The organism is Marinobacter zhejiangensis (assembly GCF_900114775.1).
Classification (GTDB): Bacteria; Pseudomonadota; Gammaproteobacteria; order Pseudomonadales; family Oleiphilaceae; genus Marinobacter; species Marinobacter zhejiangensis.
The window spans coordinates 1,212,395-1,236,377 of sequence record NZ_FOUE01000001.1; the positions used below are offsets into that span (position 1 = coordinate 1,212,395).

Annotated in this window: 21 protein-coding genes and 1 pseudogene; 8 read left to right on the forward strand and 14 right to left on the reverse strand. The window is 58.1% G+C overall.

From position 1 onward, the window contains the following. Position 1: 1 nt before the first annotated feature. The 4 genes from BMZ67_RS05390 to dksA all read right to left on the reverse strand — a co-directional run bounded on the left by BMZ67_RS05390 (position 2) and on the right by dksA (position 4,610). Positions 2–2,971 (reverse strand): ATP-binding protein, encoded by a 2,970-nt coding sequence (locus tag BMZ67_RS05390; RefSeq protein WP_092020839.1) that lies wholly within the window; start codon positions 2,969–2,971, stop codon positions 2–4. After that, complete coding sequence (locus BMZ67_RS18565; protein WP_175481835.1) at positions 2,961–3,137, reverse strand: hypothetical protein; 177 nt, start codon at positions 3,135–3,137, stop codon at positions 2,961–2,963. The genes BMZ67_RS05390 and BMZ67_RS18565 overlap by 11 nt, the downstream gene beginning before the upstream one ends. A gap of 82 nt (positions 3,138–3,219) precedes the next feature. Next, entirely contained in the window at positions 3,220–4,116 is an 897-nt protein-coding gene (gene gluQRS / locus BMZ67_RS05395) for a tRNA glutamyl-Q(34) synthetase GluQRS (protein ID WP_092020840.1), read from the reverse strand. A 53-nt stretch (positions 4,117–4,169) separates the two neighbouring features. Further along, positions 4,170–4,610, reverse strand: coding sequence for an RNA polymerase-binding protein DksA (gene dksA, locus BMZ67_RS05400; RefSeq protein ID WP_092020841.1), 441 nt, complete (start codon positions 4,608–4,610; stop codon positions 4,170–4,172). 203 nt (positions 4,611–4,813) lie between these two features. On the opposite strand from dksA, the gene sfsA reads away from it, so the two are divergent. Next, positions 4,814–5,542 (forward strand): DNA/RNA nuclease SfsA, encoded by a 729-nt coding sequence (gene sfsA / locus BMZ67_RS05405; protein ID WP_092020842.1) that lies wholly within the window; start codon positions 4,814–4,816, stop codon positions 5,540–5,542. On the opposite strand, the gene BMZ67_RS05410 is transcribed toward sfsA, so the two are convergent. Continuing rightward, positions 5,508–5,864, reverse strand: coding sequence for a Rieske (2Fe-2S) protein (locus tag BMZ67_RS05410; RefSeq protein ID WP_092020843.1), 357 nt, complete (start codon positions 5,862–5,864; stop codon positions 5,508–5,510). The two genes, sfsA and BMZ67_RS05410, sit on opposite strands and share 35 nt — an antisense overlap. 2 nt (positions 5,865–5,866) lie before the next feature. Continuing rightward, a pseudogene (locus BMZ67_RS05415) lies at positions 5,867–7,433 on the reverse strand (bifunctional aminoglycoside phosphotransferase/ATP-binding protein). Between the two features lie 115 nt (positions 7,434–7,548). Between BMZ67_RS05415 and mrcB the strand changes: the two are divergent. Next, positions 7,549–9,876: a penicillin-binding protein 1B gene (mrcB, locus tag BMZ67_RS05420; RefSeq protein WP_092020844.1), complete on the forward strand. Its 2,328-nt coding sequence runs from the start codon at positions 7,549–7,551 to the stop codon at positions 9,874–9,876. Further along, positions 9,876–10,442: a tetratricopeptide repeat protein gene (locus BMZ67_RS05425; protein ID WP_092020845.1), complete on the forward strand. Its 567-nt coding sequence runs from the start codon at positions 9,876–9,878 to the stop codon at positions 10,440–10,442. The genes mrcB and BMZ67_RS05425 overlap by 1 nt, the downstream gene beginning before the upstream one ends. A gap of 85 nt (positions 10,443–10,527) precedes the next feature. Here the strand turns inward: BMZ67_RS05425 and BMZ67_RS05430 are convergent, their stop codons facing one another. The 6 genes from BMZ67_RS05430 to BMZ67_RS05455 form a co-directional block, all read right to left on the reverse strand. Continuing rightward, on the reverse strand, positions 10,528–11,481 hold the full coding sequence (locus BMZ67_RS05430; protein ID WP_092020846.1) for a DUF4382 domain-containing protein: 954 nt from the start codon (positions 11,479–11,481) through the stop codon (positions 10,528–10,530). Between the two features lie 187 nt (positions 11,482–11,668). Then, on the reverse strand, positions 11,669–12,949 hold the full coding sequence (gene hemL / locus BMZ67_RS05435) for a glutamate-1-semialdehyde 2,1-aminomutase (protein WP_092020847.1): 1,281 nt from the start codon (positions 12,947–12,949) through the stop codon (positions 11,669–11,671). A 16-nt stretch (positions 12,950–12,965) separates the two neighbouring features. Next, positions 12,966–13,631, reverse strand: a complete 666-nt coding sequence (gene thiE, locus BMZ67_RS05440; protein WP_092020848.1) for a thiamine phosphate synthase — start codon at positions 13,629–13,631, stop codon at positions 12,966–12,968. Beyond that, positions 13,628–14,416, reverse strand: a complete 789-nt coding sequence (gene thiD / locus BMZ67_RS05445; RefSeq protein ID WP_092020849.1) for a bifunctional hydroxymethylpyrimidine kinase/phosphomethylpyrimidine kinase — start codon at positions 14,414–14,416, stop codon at positions 13,628–13,630. Before thiD ends, thiE begins: the two co-directional genes overlap by 4 nt. Before the next feature lie 11 nt (positions 14,417–14,427). After that, entirely contained in the window at positions 14,428–14,850 is a 423-nt protein-coding gene (gene hemJ, locus BMZ67_RS05450) for a protoporphyrinogen oxidase HemJ (protein WP_092020850.1), read from the reverse strand. A 26-nt stretch (positions 14,851–14,876) separates the two neighbouring features. Further along, complete coding sequence (locus BMZ67_RS05455; protein WP_092020851.1) at positions 14,877–16,652, reverse strand: chloride channel protein; 1,776 nt, start codon at positions 16,650–16,652, stop codon at positions 14,877–14,879. A gap of 181 nt (positions 16,653–16,833) precedes the next feature. Between BMZ67_RS05455 and argC the strand changes: the two genes are divergently transcribed. The 4 genes from argC (at position 16,834) to erpA (ending at position 19,493) form a co-directional block, all read left to right on the forward strand. Then, positions 16,834–17,874, forward strand: a complete 1,041-nt coding sequence (argC, locus tag BMZ67_RS05460) for an N-acetyl-gamma-glutamyl-phosphate reductase (RefSeq protein ID WP_092020852.1) — start codon at positions 16,834–16,836, stop codon at positions 17,872–17,874. A gap of 8 nt (positions 17,875–17,882) precedes the next feature. After that, entirely contained in the window at positions 17,883–18,623 is a 741-nt protein-coding gene (locus BMZ67_RS05465) for a DUF6776 family protein (protein WP_092020853.1), read from the forward strand. Between the two features lie 2 nt (positions 18,624–18,625). Beyond that, complete coding sequence (locus BMZ67_RS05470) at positions 18,626–19,075, forward strand: bactofilin family protein (RefSeq protein ID WP_092020854.1); 450 nt, start codon at positions 18,626–18,628, stop codon at positions 19,073–19,075. A gap of 64 nt (positions 19,076–19,139) precedes the next feature. Continuing rightward, positions 19,140–19,493, forward strand: a complete 354-nt coding sequence (gene erpA, locus BMZ67_RS05475; RefSeq protein ID WP_092020957.1) for an iron-sulfur cluster insertion protein ErpA — start codon at positions 19,140–19,142, stop codon at positions 19,491–19,493. 35 nt (positions 19,494–19,528) lie between these two features. Here the strand turns inward: erpA and BMZ67_RS05480 are convergent, their stop codons facing one another. Together BMZ67_RS05480 and BMZ67_RS05485 are read right to left on the reverse strand one after the other, a co-directional pair. Then, positions 19,529–20,632 (reverse strand): anhydro-N-acetylmuramic acid kinase, encoded by a 1,104-nt coding sequence (locus tag BMZ67_RS05480; RefSeq protein ID WP_092020855.1) that lies wholly within the window; start codon positions 20,630–20,632, stop codon positions 19,529–19,531. Between the two features lie 5 nt (positions 20,633–20,637). Then, positions 20,638–21,939 (reverse strand): OapA family protein, encoded by a 1,302-nt coding sequence (locus BMZ67_RS05485; RefSeq protein ID WP_425434226.1) that lies wholly within the window; start codon positions 21,937–21,939, stop codon positions 20,638–20,640. A 371-nt stretch (positions 21,940–22,310) separates the two neighbouring features. On the opposite strand from BMZ67_RS05485, the gene tyrS reads away from it, so the two are divergent. Beyond that, positions 22,311–23,513, forward strand: coding sequence for a tyrosine--tRNA ligase (tyrS, locus tag BMZ67_RS05490; RefSeq protein ID WP_092020857.1), 1,203 nt, complete (start codon positions 22,311–22,313; stop codon positions 23,511–23,513). Positions 23,514–23,983 lie beyond the last annotated feature (470 nt).

The window sequence follows — 23,983 nt, forward strand, 5'->3', positions numbered from 1 at the left end:
ATCAGTGTGGTGACCTTTGGTTCTGGCTGAATGTGTGAAGTTCATTGTCGGCATCGTAAGCCGGGAGCCGAAGGCGGACGCAGGTTCCCCGGTTGTGTTCCGGCTCGGCGGGGCTTTCTACCTGGATATTGCCATAGTGCTCTTCGACAATACTGTACACCAGTGACAGCCCCAGGCCGGTTCCCTGATCGGGGCCTTTGGTGGTGTAAAAGGGCTCGAAGATGTGGTCCAGCTGATCCGCCGGAATCCCGGTTCCCTCATCGGTGACTTCGATAATAGCGGAGTAGCCTTCGTGGTTTCCACTGACCCGGATTACTCCGCCTTCCGGGGAGGCGTCGCGGGCATTGGCCAGCAGGTTTACGAAGACCTGTACCAGCCGTTGCTCATCCCCCAGAACCACCAGATCTTTCGGGCAGTCGTTGCGGTAAACAATGCCCCGTCCTTTATCGCTGAGCGAGAGGAGGTTGATGGACTCCTCCACGCAACGGTGGATGGTCGCGGGTTCGTAGCGGTTGGCCTGGGCATGGTTGCCGGTCCGGGCAAAATTCATCAGCGACTGAAGAATGGTAGAGATACGCCGGGTCTGTTGCTGGATCTGTTCCGCAGTATGGAGGATGTCGGGGTCATCCGTTTCCAGCTTGAGGTTTTGGGCCAGCGATGAAATCCCGGTGACCGGGTTGCCGATTTCGTGGGCTACACCCGCGGCCAGGCGACCGACCGAGGCCAGGCGCTCGCTGTGCATCAATTCGTCTTCCAGCAAGCGGGTTTCGGTCTGGTCTTCCACCAGAATGATGCTGCCACCCTCTGAGTGATCCGGCCCGCTCAGGGCTGCTTTGTGCAGGTTCAGCCAGTGCGGACGCCCGCGAAGGTCGAGGCGGTGTTTGTACCGGTGCAGATCTTCATCCTCGACAAAATCTTCAAACAGGTTGTGCCAGTGCTCCGGCAACGCCCGCAGGCGACCGCCGACCACGTCATCGGCAGCAATCCCCGTAAGCTGCTCCATGGCATGATTCCACATCAGTACCTCGCCGTCGTCGCCCACGGATGACGCCGGGATTGGCAGGTTTTGCAGGGTTTGGCGGTAATGCCGCCGCAGGTTGTCGAGTTCTCCGGCCAGCCCGGTGAGCTGATTTTGATAATCGCCCAACGCCCGCTCCATGTAGTGGATGTCCTGAGGGCCGCCTTCACTGGCCAGGGGCTTGAAGCTCAGGTGGCGTTTGACCATGTCGCGGGCGACAGAGGGGCCAAGCAGGCCGGACAGATTGATTTCAATCTGGTCACGAAGACGCCTGAGCTGATAAGGCCGAAACTCGACGCTGGGCAGCTTGAGCTGGGCGATGGCCCGCTCTACTTCCCGCTCGGCCACATTACGGCCAAGCGGCTCGGTCAGCTGCTGGACAAATTCACTGGAGGAGCTGGCCATCAGCTCCCGGCGTTGTGGACGAGACAGGGCTCCCCACGAGCAGGCCTGTGCGGCACTGGTTTCTTCACTGGAAGATTTTGTGATGATCGATATCAGCGCAAAGACCGAGATGTTTACTGTCAGGCTGAGGAACACAAAAATGTGCCAGTTGTTACCGGTCGGGAACAAGGGCGCATTGCTCAGCGCGAGTAGGTTGGGGCCCTGGGAGAAGGGCATCACCAGGGTTACTACCCAGACCGCCAGGCCTGCCAGCAAACCCGCAATCAGCCCGCGCCGGTTGCCTTCCGGCCAATAGATGACTCCCAGCGCGCCTGGTAGCAGGTGCAGTACGCCGGACAGTGCCAGAATGCCCAGTTGTGACAGCTCCAGCTGGTGCCCAAGGGCTTCGTGGAACAGCAGGGCGGTGAGAATGATGATGCCGATCAGTAGGCGCTTGATCCACCGCAGCCATCGGTAGATGTCGCTGTGATCGGTGGGGGTTCTTAGGGGAAGTACCACATGGTTGAGGAGCATGCCGGCGAGCGCCAGGGTGCTGACGATCATCAGCCCGCTCGCCGCCGACAAACCAGCGATAAAGACGGTCAGGGCCAGTACCGGGCTTTCCAGTGCCTTGGCAATCCCTATGGCCACGTAGCTGGGCGGGGTGTTGACCGAGAGTTCCATGCCGGACCACAGAATGATCGGGACGGGCAGCCCCAACAGCAGCAGATACAGCGGCAAGCCCCAGCTGGCTTTGGCCAGGGCCTTGGGGCTGGGGTTTTCTGCGAAGGTCATATGGTACATGTGGGGGAGCACCAGGGCGCCGGCGAAGGACATCAGCATCAGGGCGCGCCAGCTGCCATCATCGACATTCAGTTCCATATTGCCAGCAAGTGCCTGATGGCTGTTCAGCCAATCTTCCAGTCCCTGGTACCCACCGAAGACTGAAACAATAGCGACGGCGCTGAGGGTCAGCAGGGCAATCAGTTTGACCAGTGAGTCAAAGGCAATGGCGACCACCAGGCCGCGATGGCTCTCGGAGCCCTGGTCGCGCTGGGAACCAAACAGAGCAGCAAAGAGCACGACGGTCAGACTGAACAGCGTGCTGATCAGTTCGTGGGAGGCGCCGGGAACCAGCAGGCTGGCGGTGTCGGTCACTGCCTTGATCTGCATGCTGAGTAACGAAAGGATGGCAATTCCCGAACAAAGGGTGGCCAGGGTGCCTGCGAGCTGGCTGCGGTATCGGAATGCGAACAGATCCGCCAGCGACGTCAGCTGGTAGGCGCGGCCGATGCGAAGAATAGGGTTGAGTAGGACTGGAGCCAGCAGGTAGGCGCCGCTGATGCCAAGGTAGTAAGCGAGGAATCCATAGCCAGTTTCAGCAGCGATTCCTACGGCGCCATAGACCGCCCAGATGCCGGCATAGACACCGAGGCTCAGAATATAGGTCAGCGGGTGGTGGATCAGGCTGCGGGGAAGTACATCCCGTTCTGCCAGGTGGGCGATCGAAAACAGTAGCAGTAGGTACAGGAAGCTACTTGAAAGCAGTGCGGTCAGACTAAAACTCATTGGGGTCCCGCCGTGAATCCAGCCAGAAGCCCAGAGCGATCAGTCCACCCCAGAGCAGGTAAGGGGTGTACCAGGCGTTACCGGGGGAGATCCACCAGTCCAGGATATTGGGTGAAAACACATAAATAGCCAGGACCAGCAGGAAAACCAGGCGATAAATATACATCCGACAAAGGTTTCCTGAGCAAAGTGACGACCTGCGTTTATACCATGAGCGCAGCGGGCTGTCAGGGATTCCGGTTGCCGGGCTACGGTTGCTCGGGGTGGGGTTGTTCCGGATGAGGGTGGCGCGGGATCAGTAACGGCTGCCAGTTCAAGGTTGCCCACTCCAGAACGGTGGTCACCGAGGCATTGTGCAGCTGTGGCGGCGGCTGCTGGCCCAGAGCCGCCAACGCGCGAATCAGATTGCGGGCGGGCTGGCTGTCATCCAGGGCCGGAGCATGGGTCTGTTTGCTGAGTTTCTGCCCTTGTTCATTGAGGATTACAGGGATGTGGAGCCAGGATGGCAACGGGGCGTTCAGGGCACGGTAGATCTGTTGCTGCTGTCCAGTGGTGTCAAGCAGGTCAGAGCCACGAACAACGTGGCTGATGCCCTGGTCAATGTCATCCACCACCACCGCCAGCTGGTAGGCGTAAAAGCCTTCTTTGCGTTTGATGACGGGATCGTCGGCACCGGCATGAATGGTCAGGGTTTGCAGGCCGAGCAGTTCGTCCTGCCAGCGGAAGGTTTCATTTTCCAGAGCAAAGCGGATGGCGTGGGGGAGTCCGGCAGGCAACGGCGCACGTTGTTGGCAGCTCTCGGTATGCCCGGAGTTTTCCTTCAGCTGTTTACGAGAGCACAGACAGGGGTATGCGTTTCCCTGTGCCTGCAATCTCAGAATGGCCGCCTCGTAGTACTCATGACGGTTGGATTGAAAGCGAATGGGTTCGTCGGAATGCAGCTGGTGCGCGTCCAGTGATTCAAGGATTTGGGTAGTGGCGGTCTGCGACTCTCTGAGCGGGTCAAGGTCTTCAATACGCACGAGCCAGCGCCCGTTATGGGTGCGGGCTTCAAGAAAACTCGCCAGCGCGGTAACCAAAGAACCGAAATGCAAAGGTCCGGTTGGAGAGGGCGCGAAGCGGCCCCGATAGGGTAATGTCGGCATGATTCCTGACTGCGCCGGTCACTAGTGTCCGGCGCATGTCTCTGGAGAACGGCTTAAATGCCAGTCTGGCGCTCGCGGATTTCCGCCAGGGTCTTGCAGTCGATGCACAGCGTCGCCGTTGGACGTGCCTCCAGGCGACGAATGCCAATTTCAACGCCGCACTGGTCGCAGAAGCCGTAATCGTCCTTGTCGATGCGGTCGATGGTCTGATCGATCTTCTTGATCAGCTTACGCTCGCGGTCGCGGGTACGAAGTTCCAGGCTGAATTCCTCTTCCTGGGTCGCCCGGTCGCTCGGGTCCGCATAGTTCGCGGCATCTTCCTGCATGTGGTGCATGGTCCGATCGACCTCTTCCATCAACTCCTGCTTCCAGTTCAGCAGTAGCCCACGGAAGTGCTCGAGCATCTCGGCACTCATGTATTCTTCACCCTTCTTCAACGTGTAAGGGGTGAAGTTGGTAAAGCTCTCACGCGGTTTTTCAGCAGTGTTTGCCATGTAACCCGGCCTCTTTTTTGTACTTCACAACAACACTCTGGCGTTTCCTTGGCCCAGAGTATTTATCCTGAAACGGGAATTTGCGGAAAATAACAGATAAGTATCTGGCATGCCAGCCTTCTCGACGCGATACCAGATTGGCATCACGGCGCCGGCCTCCCGTATCATGCAGGCCATTTGTCGTCTTCTTCCCGGAGCATAGCATGCAATTCCCTTCGCCGTTGATCGAAGCCCGCCTTATCAAACGTTATAAAAGGTTTCTCGCCGATATGGAACTGGCGGATGGCAGCACGGTCACCGCGCATTGCCCGAATACCGGCTCCATGCTGGGGTGTCAGCCCGACCATGCCCGGGTTTGGTTAACGGAGAGTGACAACCCGAAGCGAAAGCTGCGTTACACCTGGGAACTGGTGGAAACAACACCGGGAGAGTTTGCCTGTATCAATACTGCGCGCCCCAACGCCCAGGTTCGTGAGGCGGTGGAAAGTCAGCGGGTGGCGGAACTCCACGGTTACAGCCGTTGCCGAACGGAAGTGAAATATGGGGCAGAGAACAGCCGTATCGACTTGCACCTATCCGGCCACCCGAACCTTCCTGATGCCTGGGTAGAGGTTAAAAATGTCACTTTGTGCGAGGACGGGCAGGGCTTTTTTCCTGACGCAGTCACCGCCCGAGGCCAAAAACACTTGCGCGAACTTATGGCGCAAGCCCAGACCGGTGAGCGGGCGGTGCTGTTTTTTTGCGTGAACCACACCGGGATTGAATCTGTGCGTCCTGCCAGCCACATCGATCCGCACTACAGCGCCTTGTTGCTTGAGGCTGCGGCAGCGGGCGTTGAAGTCATTGCTTATCGTGCCGACCTGGCTCAGGGGCAAGAGGTCAGTGGTGAGCTGATGCTCACCGATCGGGTGCCGGTTGTTCTGGCGTCCTGACCTGTACTTGACCTTGGTAAATGCGGGTCTCTAGCCGGAACAGCGCTTCGCCCTGGCAGGGGCCTGCGATACAAAACCCGCTATCCAGAGTGAACAGGGCGCCGTGGGTGGCGCACTGGATGAAGCTCCGGTCGATATCCAGAAACCGGCCGGGCATCCAATTCAGCTCGATGCCCAGATGCGGGCAGCGATTGATGAAAGCATGCAGTCGGCCTTTGTGGGAGATCACAAAGGCCGGACTTTCATCCATCTTGAACTCTGTTGCCAGCTCGTCTTTCAGCTCACCGGTTGGGCAGACGGTGTGCCAGGCCGATTCCGTCATAGTCAGGCCAATTGTAGCCCCAGGTGCTGACGAATGCGGTCGGCCAGGGCCTCTGCTACATGCTCCTGCTCGGTATGGATATGAACCGTGTGTGCTTTTTCTTCCTGGGTCAGCGGCTCAAACCAGGTCATCTGGGCATCCAGCAGCTCCTCGGTAGCCTCGGAGGCGTCACCAGTGCGCTGACGGACCCACTGCCTGCGCAGGTTTTCCGGTGCTTCGCAATGCAGCAGGGTAAACGGTACACAGTGCGACTCGGCGACATCCGCGATCAGGGTTCGCTCGGAAACCTTCAGGCTGGCGGCATCGACAATGACTGGAAGGCCAGCTTCCAGGAGCGTGGCGGCCAGGTCAGCCAGGCGCTGGTAGGTCTTTTGGTTGGCGTCTTCGGTGTAGATATTGTCACCAATGCCGGACTTGCTCTCGTCCAGTGGTTTGAGGTCGAACAGCCGCTTGCGCTCGATGTCTGAACGCAGTCGTACCAAGCCCAGTTCTGCCGCCATTTCGGCGCTGACACAGGTCTTTCCGCTGGCAGACAGGCCGCAGGTGGCCAGCATGAAGTGATTGGGGATCTCGCCGTAGCTTTCCGCCAGGTTCGCGTAGTCCTGGTAGCGTTGCATCAGGCTGGCTTTTTCCGTTTCGGACAGGGTCGGGTTGCCCAGCGTGAACAGGGCGATTTTGGCCCGAACCATGGCGCGGTAGGCCTTGTAGAGCGCCAGTAGCGACAACCCCTCGAAGTCTCCCCGGTATTCCAGGTAGCTGTTCAGCACCCGGTTGGCCAGGCCAAATTCCTGGCGTGACTCCAGGTCCATCAGCAGGAACGCCAGGTCGTTGATCACGTCGATCCAGCGGAACGGTTCATTGAATTCAATGCCATCGAAAACGGTCACTTTACCATCAAACACCGTGATGTTGGCGAGGTGCAGGTCGCCGTGGCATTCCCGGACAAAGCCGTCTTGCCGGCGCTGGGCAATCTGGTCTCGATAGCGCTCGAAGGTGGTGCGGGTCCAGTCTTCAAGGTTGGTGAGCTGGCTGAGCAGGACTTTGTCGGACAACAGCGGACGGATCTGGTCAAAGTTCTCCTGCATGGCGGCAAACACAGCTTCCGGGGTTCCGAGAGTGCTGTCTTGTGCCACCCCAGGCAGCTGGTCGTGGAATTCTGCCACCTGCCGCGCCAGCGTGGTCAGGAGATCTGCTGGCAGGTCCTGGCGCTCCTGTCGGGCATCGAACAGTTCCTGCTGGTCAAACTGACGCATTCGAATGGCGTATTCGATGGCCTCGCCGTCCCCGCCGATCTGCCGAGCCGCAAATAGGAACAACGTCCAGGTAAAGGGAGTCGGCCAACCGTCGGTTCAGTCTCAGTTCTTCTTCACAGAAATGCCGACGCCGTTCCAGCGTCGAAAAGTCCAGAAAGCCGAAGTCCACCGGCTTCTTGATTTTGTAGGCATGCTCACCCGTGAGGATGACCCAGGAAATGTGGGTTTCAAGAACCTGGAAGCCGGTCACATCGTGGTTGTACAGCTCAGGATTCTGAAGAGCCTGGATCAGATTAGGGGTCTGGGTGTCGCTCACGGCCACTCCTTGAACGTATCGGTTTTTGTAGTGCTGCTTATCATAGCGGGCACATTACAGAAATAACACAGAGCTGACCTGCAACAGTTCATCTTGCTATGGGTATAATCGCGCCATGGCAAAGTCAGCTAAACCTCGTAAAAACAGCAAGAAACCCTCCCCAAGGAAAGCCCCAGCCGCCAGACGCGGCCGACTGTGGGGCATTCTGGGGCGATTACTCCTGGTTGGCCTGGTGGTTCTCGCGGGCTGGATGGTCTACCTCGATGCGGTGGTCACCAAACGTTTCGAGGGTCGCCGTTTTGAAGTGCCCTCGCGGGTCTACGCCCGTCCACTGGAGCTTTATGACGGCGCCAGTATCAGTGTGGGTGCCCTGGGACGGGAGCTTGAGTTGGCCGGTTACCGGCCGGGTAACGGTGTGGAACCGGGCAGTTACAGCCGCAGTGGCGGACGCTTTGTCATTAGTACCCGTGGCTTTACCTTCAGTGATGGCGCCGAACCCAAGCGGCGGTTGGCGCTGACCATCGCGGGTGACCGGGTGACGGACTTCCGTGTGTTGAGCGGGGAGGCATCCCCCATTGTGCGTCTGGAGCCTGCCCAGATTGGGGGCATCTACCCCGCCCACAAGGAAGACCGCATCCTGATCCAGCTCAGCGAGCTGCCCCCCCTGTTTGAGGAGGCATTGCTGGCGGTCGAGGATCGCAACTTCTACCAGCACTTCGGGGTAGCCCCGATGTCCATCGTTCGGGCCATGTGGGTCAACCTGCAGGCGGGGCGGGTGGTGCAGGGGGGCAGCACCCTGACCCAGCAGCTGGTCAAGAATTTCTATCTCAGCCAGGAGCAGACCCTGGTTCGAAAGGGTAATGAGGCCCTGATGTCGATCCTGCTGGAGTGGCATTACGACAAGCAGGACATTCTGGAAACCTACCTCAACGAAGTCTACCTGGGACAAGCGGGAGTCCGCAGTATCCACGGTTTCGGGCTGGCCAGTCAGTTCTACTTCCGTGAGCCGTTGTCAGACCTGGAACTGCACCAGACCGCGCTGCTGGTGGGTATGGTCAAGGGGCCGAGTTACTACGACCCGCGCCGTAACCCGGAACGGGCACTGGCACGGCGGAACCTGGTGATTGATGTGCTTGCCAGCAACGGCAGCATCAGTGAACAGGACGCCATCAGGGCCAAGGCGAAACCGCTGGGCGTCACTTCCCGACCGTCTTTCTCGGAGAACCGTTACCCTGCGTTTATTGATCTGGTGCGGAGGCATCTGGCCCGGGACTACCGGGAGGAAGACCTCCAAAGCGAAGGACTGAGAATATTTACTACGCTTAACCCGGCCATCCAATACGCCGCCGAGTTCTCGGTCAAGCAGACCCTGGATCGGCTGGACCCGGCCAATAGCGAAGGGGGACTGCAGGCCGCCATGGTGGTGAGCAGTCGTGACAGCGGCGAGGTATTGGCATTGGTGGGCGGCCGGGACCCGCGTTTCGCAGGCTTTAACCGGGCATTGGACGCCAGTCGCCCGATCGGCTCCCTGGTCAAACCATTCGTGTACCTGGCGGCATTGTCGCAGCCGGATCGCTATACCCTGGTCAGTCCGATTCAGGACAAGAGTTTTGCTCTGGTCTTCGACGATGGGCGTCGCTGGGAGCCAAAGAACTACGACGGCACCGAGCGCGGGGAAGTGCCTCTGCATGTGGCTTTGTCTCGATCCTATAACCTGCCCACGGTGCGGATAGGGCTGGATGTTGGTGTTGACGTGGTGGCCGAGATGCTGCAGGAATTGGGGGTGTCGGACACCATTCCGAGGTACCCTTCCATGCTACTTGGGGCGCTGCCCATGACCCCGGTGACGGTCGCTCAGGTCTACCAGGGACTTGCCACTTCGGGCTTCAACACGCCATTACGAACCATTCGCCAGGTTACCGACGCCAATGGTGAACCTTTATCGCGTTACCGGCTGGCGGTGGAGCAGGTTCTCGACCCTGCTGCTACCCATCTTGTGCAGTACGCTATGCAGGAAACCATGCAGGAAGGCACGGGTCGTGGAGCTTATCGTCGGGTCTCAAGAGACCTCAGCCTGGCTGGCAAGACTGGCACCACCGATGATGGGCGTGACAGCTGGTTCGCCGGCTTCAGTGGTGACCTGTTGGCTGTTACCTGGGTCGGTCGCGACGACAATGGCCCAACCTCACTGACAGGAGCCTCCGGAGCGCTGCCGGCGTGGGCTGACTTTATGGCCAGTGTGCCGCAACATGGGTTGTCCCCGGTGATTCCCGATGGTGTGCAATACCACTGGATTGACCCCGAGAGCGGCGCACTGACGGATGAATATTGCGCGGGGGCGCGGCTGGTGCCCTTTATCGCCGGTAGTGAACCCCGGGAAACCCGCAGCTGTGCGGGAAATCTGCAACGCCGGCTGCGAAGCTGGTTTGAAGGACTGTTCTGATGATCAAGGCAAATTACACCGCCGGCGGTTTGCTTGCATGTGCACTCATTCTGAGTGGCTGTGCAACCAGCTCTGGTACCAGTATCTATGTGCCCTCGGCGCCCGCCCCCGGGTTTGATCCGCCACCCCGCACAACGACCCCCGAGCCGGCGCCTGTGCCTACCCCACAACCTACCCAGCCGGAAGTGCGGCCTCCCGAGCGGGATACCGCCCCTGCGCCCAGTTACCGTGACCAGGGTGAGACATTGTCCGGAGCTGCCGCCAGTCTGATTCGCCAGGCCGATGATTTGTTGGCGCAAGGTAATGTGCCAGCGGCGATAGGGCAGTTGGAACGAGCCCAGCGGATTTCCCCGCGTTCCCCGGAGGTCTACTTCAAACTGTCGGAAGCCTATGTCCGGGCCAACAACCTTGGAACAGCTGAGCAGTTTACCCTGAAGGGGTTGTCGTTGGCGGGTAGCAACACCCGTATGCAGCGCACTGGCTGGTTGCTGCTGGCGGATATTCGTCGTGCCAGGGGAAACTTGGCCGGGGCTGACCAGGCGGAAGCGAGGGCGAGAGCGCTCTGACCTGTTTCTATAACACGAAAACCAAAAAGGGGCCGTAAGGCCCCTTTTTGGTTTTCAACCGCAGCGTTGGTAACGCTCTTGTCCGTTAGATCGCGAACGGAATCGGCGACGCTTGCGCATCCTCGTTTGCGGTTACGGTCACGTTCTGCGTGCCTTCAAACTGCAGAGGGCTGGTTTCGAGGTCAGTATCGGTGATTTCGTTGTCATCCAGCTGACAGCTGTAGCTGATGGTGTATTCACCGGCTGGCAGGAAGGCGGCGGTATACTCATAAAGGCCGTCGTTATCCTCGTCAGTTACCGGAACAACCAACAGTGGATCATTGTCCAGCTCATCCAGCACGTTCAGATCTGTTGGCGCCGCATCGGCTCCCGCATACACATAGACTGAGCCGCTGTAGTTGTCTGCGCAATTGGTCAGCGTGTCATCATCGATCCGGGTCTGGTTGATCAGGGGGTAGTCCACGGTCCCGCTAAGGGTGCCAACTTCCAAGTTGTTGACCAGGCGCAGGGAGGGCTTGAGCAGGTAATCTGCCAGGGACTGGCCCTGAGGGTTAACAATGGACTTGGCAACGTCGAAATCAATGGTGAACGCGGTGGTTTTGTCAGCGGCAACAATCAATTCGCCCTTGAGCTTCAGGCCGCTTTGCTCGCCGGATGGAACCGCCAGGGTGTGTTGGGCATCGGGGTTGTCGGCCAGGGCGACAAAGGAGTTATCCGTGTCGATCATCAGCCGGAGCTCAGAGTACTCTCCCGCAGGAACCTCTTCGTTGGTGATCAGGGGCTCGCTCAGACCGCCGGTGAGGTCCAGCAGGTTCCAGGTTTTGCTCTCGTCGAAGGTGAACTCAATCCACTTGCCGCCAGCCGGCTTCAGTGCGATGCCGCTGAAGGCGATGGTGACATTGCTGAATTCAGTAGCGGGGGCGTCGGTGATACCAATGGATACCTGGCCGGTGTCGCCGGAATCTGAGCCGCCGCCACAGGCAGCCAATGCTGAGGTCATGGCGATGGCAGTTGCCAGCTTGAGCTTACTGATGTTCATGCTTCACTCCTTACAGCCTGATTAAGGTGAATCGTTGTTTGTCCTTAACAGCATAGGGTAAAGATCTGGATTATTTGTTTCCGGGCAATTACAGCAAAGTTAGGAACTGCAAGGAGGGAACCCCTGGTCTGAGAGGTTTTCCAATCAGGCCAGGGGGTTAGCTGTGAAGCTCGCTGTAACGTTGACGTTACAGGGTGGCGAAAACTTTCTCTGCAGCCTTCAAAGTGTGAGCGATGTCCTCTTCTGACAAAGCGGCACTGGCGAAGCTTGCCTCAAAGGCAGACGGTGCCAGGTAGACCCCTTCCGTGAGCATGCCCTGGAAGAATGCCTTGAAACGCTCGACGTCACAGGCCATGACCTGATCAAAGCGGGTGATGCTGCTCTCTTCGGTAAAGAAGAAACCGAACATGCCGCCTGCACCCTGGACCGCCATCGGAATGCCGGCCTTATCGGCGGCGGCTTTCAGGCCGTCGCGGACTGCCGCGGCTTTCTGGGCCAGGGCGTCATGGAAGCCAGGCTCCGAAATGGCGTTTAGGGAGGTCAGCCCTGCGACCATCGCCAGCGGGTTTCCGGACAGGGTGCCGGCCTGGTATACCGGCCCCAGTGGAGCAATGTATTCCATGATTTCCCGTTTACCGCCGAAGGCGCCGACGGGTAATCCGCCGCCGATAACCTTGCCCAGTGTCGTCAGGTCGGGGGTGACGCCGTAGTAGCTCTGGGCGCCGCCGAGGGCTACCCGGAAGCCGGTCATTACTTCGTCGAAGATCAATACCGCCCCACTGGCGTCACACACCTCCCGCAGGCACTCGAGGAAGCCTGGAACCGGGGGGATGCAATTCATGTTGCCGGCAACGGGTTCAACAATGATCGCAGCAATCTGCTCGCCCATTTGAGCAAAGGTTTCACGAACGCCGTCGATGTCGTTGTAGTCCAGTGTCAGGGTGTGCTCCGCCAGACTGGCGGGAATGCCCGGTGAGGTCGGTACGCCAAGGGTCAGGGCGCCGGAGCCGGCTTTGACCAGCAGCGAGTCCACATGGCCGTGGTAGCAGCCCTCGAATTTGACGATTTTGTCGCGTCCGGTGTAACCCCGGGCCAGGCGAACGGCGCTCATGGTTGCCTCGGTGCCGGAGTTCACCATCCGCACCAGCTCAATCGAAGGCACCAGCTCACATACCTTTTTTGCCATGTCGGTTTCAATGGCGGTGGGTGCACCATAGCCGACACCGAGATCCACCTGGGCGTGCAGGGCCGCTTTGATGCGTGGGTCGGAATGACCAAGAATCATCGGGCCCCAGGAGCCGATGTAGTCAATGTACCGCTTACCATCTTCGTCGTAGAGGTAGGCCCCTTCCGCGTGATTGAAGAAGATAGGGGTGCCACCAACGCCGCGGAAGGCCCGTACCGGTGAGTTGACGCCGCCCGGAATGTATTTCTGGGCCTGGGCAAAGAGGTTTTCGGATTGACTCATGAATCAGTGACTCCCGTTACGAGTGACTATGAAACAGTGGGTGGTGGTCGCTGAACAGTTGGCTCAAGCGACGTGCCTGGAATTCGATATCTTGGTGTCCGAACAGGCCGCCTACGACGGCTAGAAGGTCGGCACCGCTGCAGATCAGCTCGGCGCCATTGTCGGCATTAATGCCGCCAATCGCGGTTATCGGGCGCTGGAACTGTCGGGCCTGCGCCAGCACCTGCTTGTTGGCTGGCGGCGCCTCCGGCTTTGTCCCGGAGTGAAAAAAACGGCCAAACGCCAGGTAATCGGCACCCGTCCGGTCCGCCTGCCGCGCCAGTTCAATGCTGTCGTGGCAGGTGAGGCCGATGATGGCCTGGTTCCCAAGCAGTTGACGGGCTTCGGTGAGCGAGCGGTCGCTCTGCCCCAAGTGTACGCCAGCAGCGCCAACACGCTTTGCCAGCTCGGGATCGTCGTTGATGATCAACGGGACGCCGGCACTTTGGCAGAGGCTCTGCAGGTCAGCGGCCTGGCGCAGCCGCTCGATGTCCGTAGAGATCTTGTCCCGATACTGCACCAGGACAGCGCCGCCGAGTATTGCGGATTCTACCGCGCTGACCAGTTGATTGGGGGGGGTGAGCGTGTTGTCGGTAATGGCGTAGAGACCCGGGCGAAGCCCTTTGCTGAACAGTGTACTCATGATGCAGGGGGGCTCTTGCGGTCAGGCACTGGCTGACCCTGGCCAACAGCCATGGCCCGGCTGATGGCATGGGAGACAAAACGCTGGGCCTGCTCAATGGCTTCAGGCTGGCTCAGGCCGGCTGCCCGGCCGGCCGCGATGGCTGCCGCAAGGGTGCATCCGGTGCCGTGGTACTCGCCACCGACCCTGGGTATGTGCCAGCACTGCGGTGCCTCGCCTGCCCGGAACAGCGTGTTTTCAATATGGCTGCCAGTACCATGGCCTCCGGTGGCCAGCACCGCCCGGCAGCCAGCGTTGAGCAGATTGCTGGCGGCGGTGGCCAGGTCGTCATCGTTGCCCAGCATGGCCAGCTCGATGCCGTTGGGGGTGATCAGGTCTGCGCGTGCAAACAGGGTTTCCCGCATGCGTTCGATCAAAGCCTGGTCGGCCAGGTCTCCGCCGCCAGCGGCCTTGATGACAGGGTCAACAATCAGCGGGATATCCGGCTTGTCTGCAAGGAAATCCAGCAAGGTATCAACGACGGCGGCATTGCCCAGGGCTCCGGTTTTGATGGCCTGGAAGGGAGTGTCTGCGGCAAGGCAGTCGAGCTGCTGTCGGATCAGGGCAGGGTCGATAGCCACAGCGTTATAGACGTTCCGGGTGTCCTGTACGGTCAGACAGCTGATCACTGGTAACGGATGGGCGCCCAGGGCTGTAATGGCCTGAATATCAGCTTGGATGCCTGCACCGCCGGAGGGGTCGAGCCCGGATAGAACAAGGACCTGAGGGCGTTGATGGTAGTTGATGGCGAGGCTCCTTAAAACGGTTTTACCGTGGCGAGAATGACCACAGCCAGAAGGATAAAGACCGGCACTTCGTTAAACCAGCGGTAGAACACGTGACTGCGGGTGTTCTGGTCGTCGCGGAACACTCGGACCAGATAACCGCAGTAAAAATGATAACCAACCAGAATCGCAATAAGTGTCAACTTGGCGTGCAGCCAACCCTGGCTCAGATAGCCGGACGGGTTAAAGCTGACCAGCCAGGCGCCAAAAACCAACGTTGCCACCATCGATGGTGTGGTAATACCGCGATAGAGCTTGCGCTCCATCACTTTGAAACGTTCCCGGCCCGGCTCATCGTCGCAGGCGGCATGGTATACGAACAGCCGGGGCAGGTAGAAAATGCCAGCGAACCAGCAAACCATGGCAATCAGGTGAGCGGCTTTTACCCACAACATCCATTCACTCCTAGCAGGGTTTTTCGTCAGTTCCGACGGTATTGGTAATAACTTTCGATATCGCTTTTCAGCACAATGCCATAGATCCGTTGGATCATGGGTGCTACATGTCGCTGCACGTAGAGGGCTTCTGCATTGGAGTCTTCAAACTCCTGCAGGGCCTCCTCCAGAGTGGCCTGGTATTGTACAGCAGCCACGTCCCGTCGGTTGGCCGGAATTTCCACCAGATCGACGGACCCTGGCATCTCCTTATCGGATTCCTTGCACTCTTCGGCTTTATCTTCAAGGTAACGGGCCAGGTCCACCGCGGGCATCAGGGCGGTAGGCCCGTTGCTGCCGTCGATCACCAGCCACTTGTTACCGGACTTAAGAGCTTGCTTGCAGTCATCAATCGGCAGGTGGCGGGGGACCCGCATGACGCTGCGATCCATAATGGCGCCGACCGAAACCCGTCTCAGCGCCTGGATGACCGGTGAATTTTGATAGCTCAGGCCCTGGCTCTTGAGGATGGTTATAAACAGTGACTTCTGACCGAACACTTCGCTGGTGACCATGCTGGCGATGGTGATCGTGAGCATGCCCGGGAAAATGATGTGGGGGTTAAATGTCAGTTCCAACAAAGCCATGAGAGCCGCCAGAGGGGCCTGCAGGACGGCGCCCATCATGGCGCCCATGCCGAGCATGGCATAGAACCCAACCGATGAGGCGGTTTCCGGGGCAATCATCGCCCCGATCAAACCCATCGCACCGCCCAGGGTGGCTCCCATGAACACGGTAGGCCCGATAACCCCACTGGGCATGCCCAGGCCCAGAGTCAGCGCTGTGACCGCCAGCTTGGCCAGTGCGGCAGCCAGCATCAGCCAGAATGGGAGTTGATTGTTGATGGTCTGGGTGACGGTGTCATAGCCAATGCCCATCACCTCGGGGATGACCAGAGCAAACGGCACCATCAGCAGGCCAGCAAGGCTGATCCGTAACAGCACCGGGCGGTGATGGTAACGGCCGGTGTAGTCGACGAGGAAAATGAATGCAGCCGCAGCAACGCCGATGACAATGGCGATAACCAGGATCCACGGGATTTCAAGCAGGGAGTTCATGGTCATGGCTGGCACGGTAAACGCCGGTTCGGAGCCATAGACTGCCCGGGTCACCAGTGCGCCGGTCACGGATGCCAGGATGATGGGGGTGAATCCGGCAATGGTGTATTCCATCATCACCACTTCCATGGCAAAGATCACGCCGGCAATCGGGGTGTTGAAGGAAGCCGATATGGCAGCGGCACAACCGCAGGCAACCAGGGTGCGAATGCTGTTGTTGGGGAGTTTCATGCGCTGCCCAAGCAGGCTTGAGAACGCGGCCCCCAAGTGCACCGCTGGGCCTTCCCGGCCGGCCGACTGGCCGGTGATCACGGTGCCTACGCCGCAGACAAACTGAACCAGTGCACTCCGAAACGACAGGTAGCCCTGGTGATAGTTGAGCCGCTCCATGACATGGACAATCCCCACTTTCCGGTCCTGCAAGCCAAGCCGGTGAAGGAACAGGGCCAGGGCCAGGGCGCCTGCCAGCGGCAACAGTCCTCGGGTAAGAGGTGCCAGCTGTTCGAAGGCTTCGGAATCGTTGTCGGGTAAAAAGAACTCCAGTGGCAGCTCAATGGCGAGGCGAAACACCAGAATAACGCCGCCGGTGACCAACCCTGAGAGCAGGCCGAGCAGCGCCAGTTGTGGCAGGGCGTCAACTCCGGACAGCCGTCGGCGAAACATGGGGATCACGTGTTCGGTGAATCTTTGTCTGATTTTTCGCATGGGTGCGAATTGCCCGGAGAGAATAAAGAGTATAAAAAACAGAGTTCAATTCTATTGTAATGGACGCCCTTGGAGCTGCAATAAGTCCTTGGGATATCGTGCTAGAATAAGCGGCTAAATTTATGCAGCCAGCAGGCATCCTGAGAGCCTGCTGGTTGCAAAGCTATATCGGGAGTGTTCGGTGATAAAAGTAGGCATAGTAGGCGGTACCGGGTATACCGGTGTGGAATTGCTCAGAATCCTGGCGGCTCACCCTGAGGCAGAAGTTTGCTGCATTACTTCGCGATCTGAAGCCGGCCTGGCGGTTGCTGACCTTTATCCGAACTTGCGCGGCCATTACGACCTTGCTTTCAGCGAGCCGGACCTGGATACCCTGGCCGGCTGTGACCTGGTGTTTTTCGCAACGCCCCATGGCGTGGCCATGCGCATGGCGCCGGAGCTGATCGCCAGGGGTACGCGGGTGGTGGACCTGTCGGCGGATTTCCGTCTCAAGGACCTGGATGTCTGGGCTAAGTGGTATGGCATGCCGCACGAGAGCCCGGAATGGGCGGCCAAGGCCGTTTACGGCTTGCCCGAAGTCGCCCGGTCGGCTATCCGTGAGGCCGAGCTGGTGGCCAACCCGGGTTGCTACCCCACTGCGGTTCAGCTTGGGCTGATTCCGTTGCTGGAAAATGGCCTGGTCAAAACGGATCGCATCATTGCCGATGCCAAGTCCGGTGCCAGTGGTGCAGGAAGGCAGGGTAGTGTGGCGATGCTTCACGGAGAGATTGGTGAAAGTTTCAAAGCCTATGGAGCGTCCGGGCACCGCCATTTGCCGGAGATTCGGCAAGGGCTGGTTGCGGCTTCAGGAGACGCGGGCTTGGGGGTGACGTTTGTACCACACCTGGTGCCAATGATCCGGGGCATTGAAGCAACCCTGTACGCAGAGCTGAATGACCCCGCGGACTTCGATCGCCTGCAATCGATCTACGAGACCCGCTACCAGAATGAGCCGTTTGTTGACGTGTTACCCTTTGGCAGCCACCCGGATACCCGCAGCGTACGTGGGGCCAACCACTGCCGGATGGCACTCCACCGCCAGGAGGACAGCAGCCTGGTGGTGATCACCTCGGTGATTGATAACCTCGTCAAAGGTGCAGCGGGTCAGGCCGTCCAGAACATGAACGTGATGTTTGGGGTGCAGGAAGATCTGGGCCTGCAAGCGCCGGCCTTGCTACCATAGGATCGTTTGTGAGCGACAACCGTAAACTCTCTGAAGAATACGTCGTCGTTCGTCACCGCCCGGGCCGGCGGTTACGGCGAACAACCATCCTGTTGGTATTTTCTCTGATATGCGCCACCGTGGGGTATGCGGTCGGGCTGGCCCAGGGTGGCTTCCGCTTTTCCAGCATGTTGCAAACACGGAATTCGCTGGCTGAAGAGCGCGATAAACTGAGCCAGGACCTCTATGAGGCTAGGCAGCGAGTGGTGAATCTGGAGCGTGGCCACCAGATCGACGAGCAGGCGTTGAGTCAGGCCCGCCGCACCATCGCTGACCTCGAGGGCCAGATTATATCGCTTAAGGCTGACCTCACGTTCTACCGCAATATCATGGCGCCATCGGAAGTCAGCGAAGGGTTGCAGGTTGATCGCTTGACGCTAAGCCGCTCAAGGGGGCAGGGGCGCCACGGATTCAAGTTGGTGTTGACGCAGGTTGGCGACAATAACAGCTATATTGATGGGGTGGTTGCGGTAAACGTGATCGGTCTCCGTGGTGGTACCAAAGAAGTGATCGCGTTGAGAGATTTGTCCGAAGAGATTGTGGATCTCGGGGTAAAATTCCGTTTTCGCTATTTTCAGGATATTGAGGGTTACCTGACGGTGCCCGATGGTTTCGTACCTGTTGAAGTACAAGTGGTCGCCCAGGCTCAGGGACGCAAAGCTTCCCAGGCTGAGCGTACCTTTGAATGGGCGCAACTCACGGAGAATTAACTATGCTTGGCAAAAAGAAACAACCCCGACGCCCGACCGGGCAGTTTGATACCTTGATTTCGGCAAAAACCTCCATCGTTGGGGACCTGCAGTTTGCGGGTGGTCTGCATGTGGATGGTAAGGTTCGTGGCAAAATCTCCGCCGATGAAAGCGATTCAGCGGTTCTGAGGGTTTCCGAAGTTGGTGAGGTCGAGGGCGATATCCATGCCCCGCACGTCATTATCAACGGGACGGTTCATGGTGATGTTTATGCCAGTGAGCATCTTGAGCTGGCGGCCAAAGCCTCCATCCACGGCAATGTTTACTACAACCTGATCGAGATGGCGATGGGCGCGGCGGTCAATGGTAATCTGGTCCACCAGAAGGAGCCGGTAGGCCTACTGGACCGGAAAGAGCCTGTAGCTCGGAGCCTGGCGGAAGCCGAAAGTGAAGAGCCGGCCGACGCTGAATAATTGACTGTTTTAGTCAGGAATATGATAATTGTCGCCAATCGTTATCAAACCGCCGGAGGCAATCTTGAGTGTAGTTCAACAACAAGTACCATCTCCGCTGTTCTTCAGTGACAGCGCAGTTGCCAAGGTACGTGAGTTGGTGGAGGATGAGGGAAACCCAGACCTCAAGCTGCGGGTGTTCGTTACCGGTGGCGGCTGCTCAGGATTCCAGTACGGTTTTTCGTTTGACGAGGCTCAGGACGAAGAAGATACCGTGATCGAAAAGGACGGCGCGGTATTGCTCGTGGATCCCATGAGCTACCAGTACCTGGTTGGCGCGACGATTGACTATCAGGAAGGACTGCAAGGATCGCAGTTCGTGGTCCAGAACCCCAACGCCAGCTCTACCTGCGGTTGTGGTTCATCGTTTTCTATTTGACCTTCAGTTATTCCAGATGCGGCCCTGAACGTCACTCAGGGCCAGTACACTGCCCCAAGAATTCTCTTCCCTCTGGCGCCGGTTACCGCAGGCAGATTGCCTGGTTGCTTGTTCAGGGTCCGTTGTGCCAGCCACGCGAATGCAGCGGCTTCCACCCACTGTGGGTCAAGGCCGATCTCTGTTGTTGAGCTGACGGCAAAGGGCGAGCAGACGCGGCGAAGTTCCTGCATCAGCAGCCGGTTCCGGCTGCCACCACCACAGATATATACCTTGAGATCGTTGCTCTGGGGAAGTTGCTTCGCGATTGAGATAACCGTCAACTCCAGTAACGTGCGCTGGATATCGCTGCCGGTTGCGTCCGGGTGCCGCTTGATGAACGTCTTGATCCAGCCGAGGTTGAACTTCTCTTTGCCGGTGCTTTTGGGCGCAGGCAGAGCGAAGTACGCATCCGACAGCATGTCCCCCAACAGGCCTTGATGCACCCTGCCTTCATTTGCCCAGTTGCCGTTCTCATCATAGCTCTTGCCGGTCTGATCCTGGCACCAGGCATCCATCAGGGCATTGCCTGGGCCGGTGTCAAAGCCGTAGATCTTTTCTTCCGGGGTACTCAGAAGGCAGCTGATATTGGCGATGCCGCCGATATTGACGATGCACAAATTCTTGGACGGGCAGCCAAACATCGCCTGGTGGAACGCTGGAACCAGCGGGGCTCCTTCTCCGCCGGCGGCCATATCCCGTCTACGGAAGTCTGCAACCGTGGTGATGCCGGTGTTTTCGGCGATCAGGTTGGGGTCGCCCAGTTGCATTGAGAATGCGTGCTTGTCGCGGGGTTGGTGGCGGACCGTCTGGCCGTGGCTGCCAATAGCGACAATGTCGACTTCCCTGGCGGCGGCGCTATTTATAACGCCAAGCGCAGCCTGACTGAAAAGCTCACCAACCTGGTGGTCCATGGCGCCAAGTTCGTCCGGTGTGCCCTGGTTCTGGGACAGTTTTGTGAGCTGGTGTCGAACCGGGTCGGGATAACCGACGGTGTGGGTGGCGTGAACTTTGGCGCGTCCTTCGGAGAATGAAACAAGGACGGCATCGATGCCGTCCATGCTGGTGCCTGACATCAGACCGATGTAAGCGTGTGGTTTCATCAGATTTATTCGCCTCGAGCCAGGGCGATGGCCGACGTGCTCCTGTAAGTGTCCAGCTGTGCCAGGAGACTTTGGGTGGCAGTCTCGAAGCGCGCGACTTCCTGGCTGGGGATAGGCTCGGCGTCAGGCAGCGGTACTGTAACCGGGTTGCGAGGAGCGCCATTAACGCGGAATTCATAATGCAGGTGCGGGCCAGTCGCCAGGCCGGAAGACCCGACGTAGCCGATAACCTGCCCCTGGTTTACCCGTCCACCGGTGCGGACGCCACGAGCAAAGCCTTGCATGTGGGCGTACAGGGTAGTGATGTTGTTGCCATGCTGTAGCACAACGGTATTGCCGTACCCGCCTTTACGTCCGGCGAGCAGAACCTTGCCATCGCCCGCCGCCCGTATCGGAGTGCCCGGGCCGGCAGCATAGTCGGTCCCCTTGTGGGCACGAATCCGGTGCAATACCGGGTGTCTGCGAGCAAGATTGAAGTGCGAGGAGATTCTGGCGAAATCGACCGGGGTACGAAGGAAGGCTTTTCGCATGCTGCGGCCATCCGGGGTGTAGTAGGCACTTACTCCGTCATCGTCAGTGTAGAAAACGGCCTTGAGTTCCCGGTCATCGTTGTTGAAGCTGGCCGCAAGAATGCGACCGTTATCAATCTTTTCGCCGTCGAGGTAAAGCTCTTCGTACACCACGCTGAAGGTGTCGCCGCGACGGATGTCGAGCACAAAATCAATGTCCCAACCGAAAATGCCGGCAAGCTCCATGGTGAGCTTGTCGGTCAGGCCCGCACGTTGCCCCGCACCAAACAGGGAGCTTTCAATTTCAGCCTCAGCGTAGGTCAGGCGAATCTCTGGTTCCTGAATGACTTTCTCACCAGAGAAGCCCTCTTCACCGCGCTCGATCTTGAGGGATTCAAGCCGGCTGCGCTGAAGGTTGATGGCAACCAGTTCGTCTGCGTCATTAGTAGCAAATGAAATCGTTTCTCCAGCATATAGATGCTGGAGGTCCCCGGCATCGCCTTCACCGTGAATGACCGAGAGCATCAGCCCGTCATTAAACCCTGCTTGGCGAAAAAGCGCAGACAGGGTGTCTCCGCTCTTGATTTCGAAGTCAGACCAGTTGAGTTGTGGTTCGGCCGGCACATCGGCCAGGGCCTCGACCGCTACAGGGGAGGCTTGGGTTGCCGAATTTGTAGCCGTATCCTCAAGAACCTGGCTGAGTTCCGGTGTGTCGAGGAGCTGCGTGTTACCGGAGGTCAGATCCAGTGCCACGGACATGCGTTTGGCCTCTACGTCGGAGCTCGGGCTTAACATCATGGCCGTTCCGACAACCGCACCGATGACAACGGCGGCTGCGAGGTGAGTTTTGGGAAATTTGTTAAACACGTTAAAAAACCTATTTTGTCAGTTACTTCGCTAGGTTGAATGACCTAATTAAAGTTAACGTTCAAGTGCAGTTCAACAGATTACCGTATAAAAAGCGTTCAGGGTAGCGTCGACCTACGCGTCATGGCGTATTGAGCGCGGATTTTCGGTCGCCTCGTTGCTATAATGCCCGCCTTAAAACTGCCTGGCTTGGTTGAAAAATGTTCAGTTGTACTTTAACAGGCTTGGCGGTAACGCTCAGATTTGTTTTGTTGAGCTCTGTAACTGATTACTTCCAGTGAATGTATTTGGGGAATTCTTGCATGGTACCGATCGACGAAGCGCTTGCGATAATTAAACGGGGCGTGGATGAGCTGCTTCCTGAAGAGGAACTGGTCAAAAAGCTTGAGCAAGGGCGTCCGTTGCGGATCAAGGCCGGTTTTGATCCCACTGCGCCAGATCTCCATCTGGGGCATACCGTGCTGATCAACAAGCTGCGCCAGTTTCAGGATCTTGGGCACGAGGTTATTTTCCTGATTGGTGACTTTACCGGGATGATCGGTGATCCCAGTGGGAAGAGTGCAACTCGTCCGCCGCTGACAGAAGAGCAGGTCGCAGCCAATGCGGTGACGTATAAAGAGCAGGTGTTCAAGATCCTCGATCCGGCAAAAACCCGAGTTGCCTTTAATTCAGAGTGGATGAGCAAGCTGGGCGCTGCTGACATGATTCGCCTGGCCGGACAGTACACGGTTGCGCGGATGCTGGAGCGGGATGATTTCGCCAAGCGTTATCAGTCTGAACAGTCCATTGCGATCCATGAATTTCTGTATCCTCTGATCCAGGGCTATGACTCGGTCGCATTAGAGGCGGACGTCGAGCTGGGTGGAACAGACCAGAAGTTCAACCTGCTCATGGGGCGAGTGCTCCAGAAAGGTCATGGCCAGGAGCCGCAGGTTATTCTCACCATGCCGATTCTGGAAGGGCTGGATGGTGTGCAGAAGATGTCCAAGTCTCTGGGCAACTATATAGGGGTTAATGACGCGCCCGGGGAAATGTTTGCCAAGCTGTTGTCGGTTCCGGATGAGCTGCTCTGGCGGTATTTCGAGTTGTTGAGCTTCCGTCCTATGGAAGAAGTGGCCGGTTACCGTGAGGCGGTAGCGGGTGGGGCGAACCCGCAGGACTATAAAAAGATCCTGGCGGAAGAGATCATTACCCGCTTCCATGGTGAAGAGGCGGCGAAGAACGCTCACAACTCCGCGGGCAACCGGGTGGCGCTGGGCGAAATTCCGGATAACGTTCCGACCGTTGAAATCAGCCTTGATGGTCAGGGTGAGCTGCCTATTGCTGCAGTTCTGCGTTTGGCAGGGTTGGTGAAGAACGGAGCGGCGGCCCGGGATGTGCTTGGGCGTGGTGCTGTCTTTATTAATGGAGAACAGCTCGAAGGCGGGCGTGAGTTTGTGCTCGGCGATGAGGCTGTGATCCAGGCGGGCAAGAAGAAAATTGCTCGTGTAGTGATCGCGAAGTAGGTGTTTATACGGGAATTTGAGTTTTTTTTCAAATTCCCGGTTGACGGCTTCGCTGAGGTCTGTAGAATGCGCGTCTCTTTCGAGGGACAAGCCGCTGAGGCGGGTTGGAAATCGAAAGGCAACTGGCTGAAAGTATTGAGAATTTTGAGTTTTCGAAATCTTCAAAATCAGCGGTTGACAAGGGGTCGGGTTGCTGTAGAATGCGCGCCTCCTTGAACGAGGAAGCCGGTTGGTTTCGGCAGTTTTCGGGTCACGAAAACGACTGAAAATAAACGGTTGACAAGGTAGCGGTTCACTGTAGAATACGCGGCCTTGATTGAGCAACGGCTCAAACGCTCTTTAAAAAGTTAACTAAGTAATTCGTGTGGGCGCTGGCTGAGGTATTTCGGACATGAAATACCAAGACAGTGACTCGTCGAACATTGAGTTTTGTCTTGAGCAGATTTAGAAGCTTCGGCTTCTGTATGATT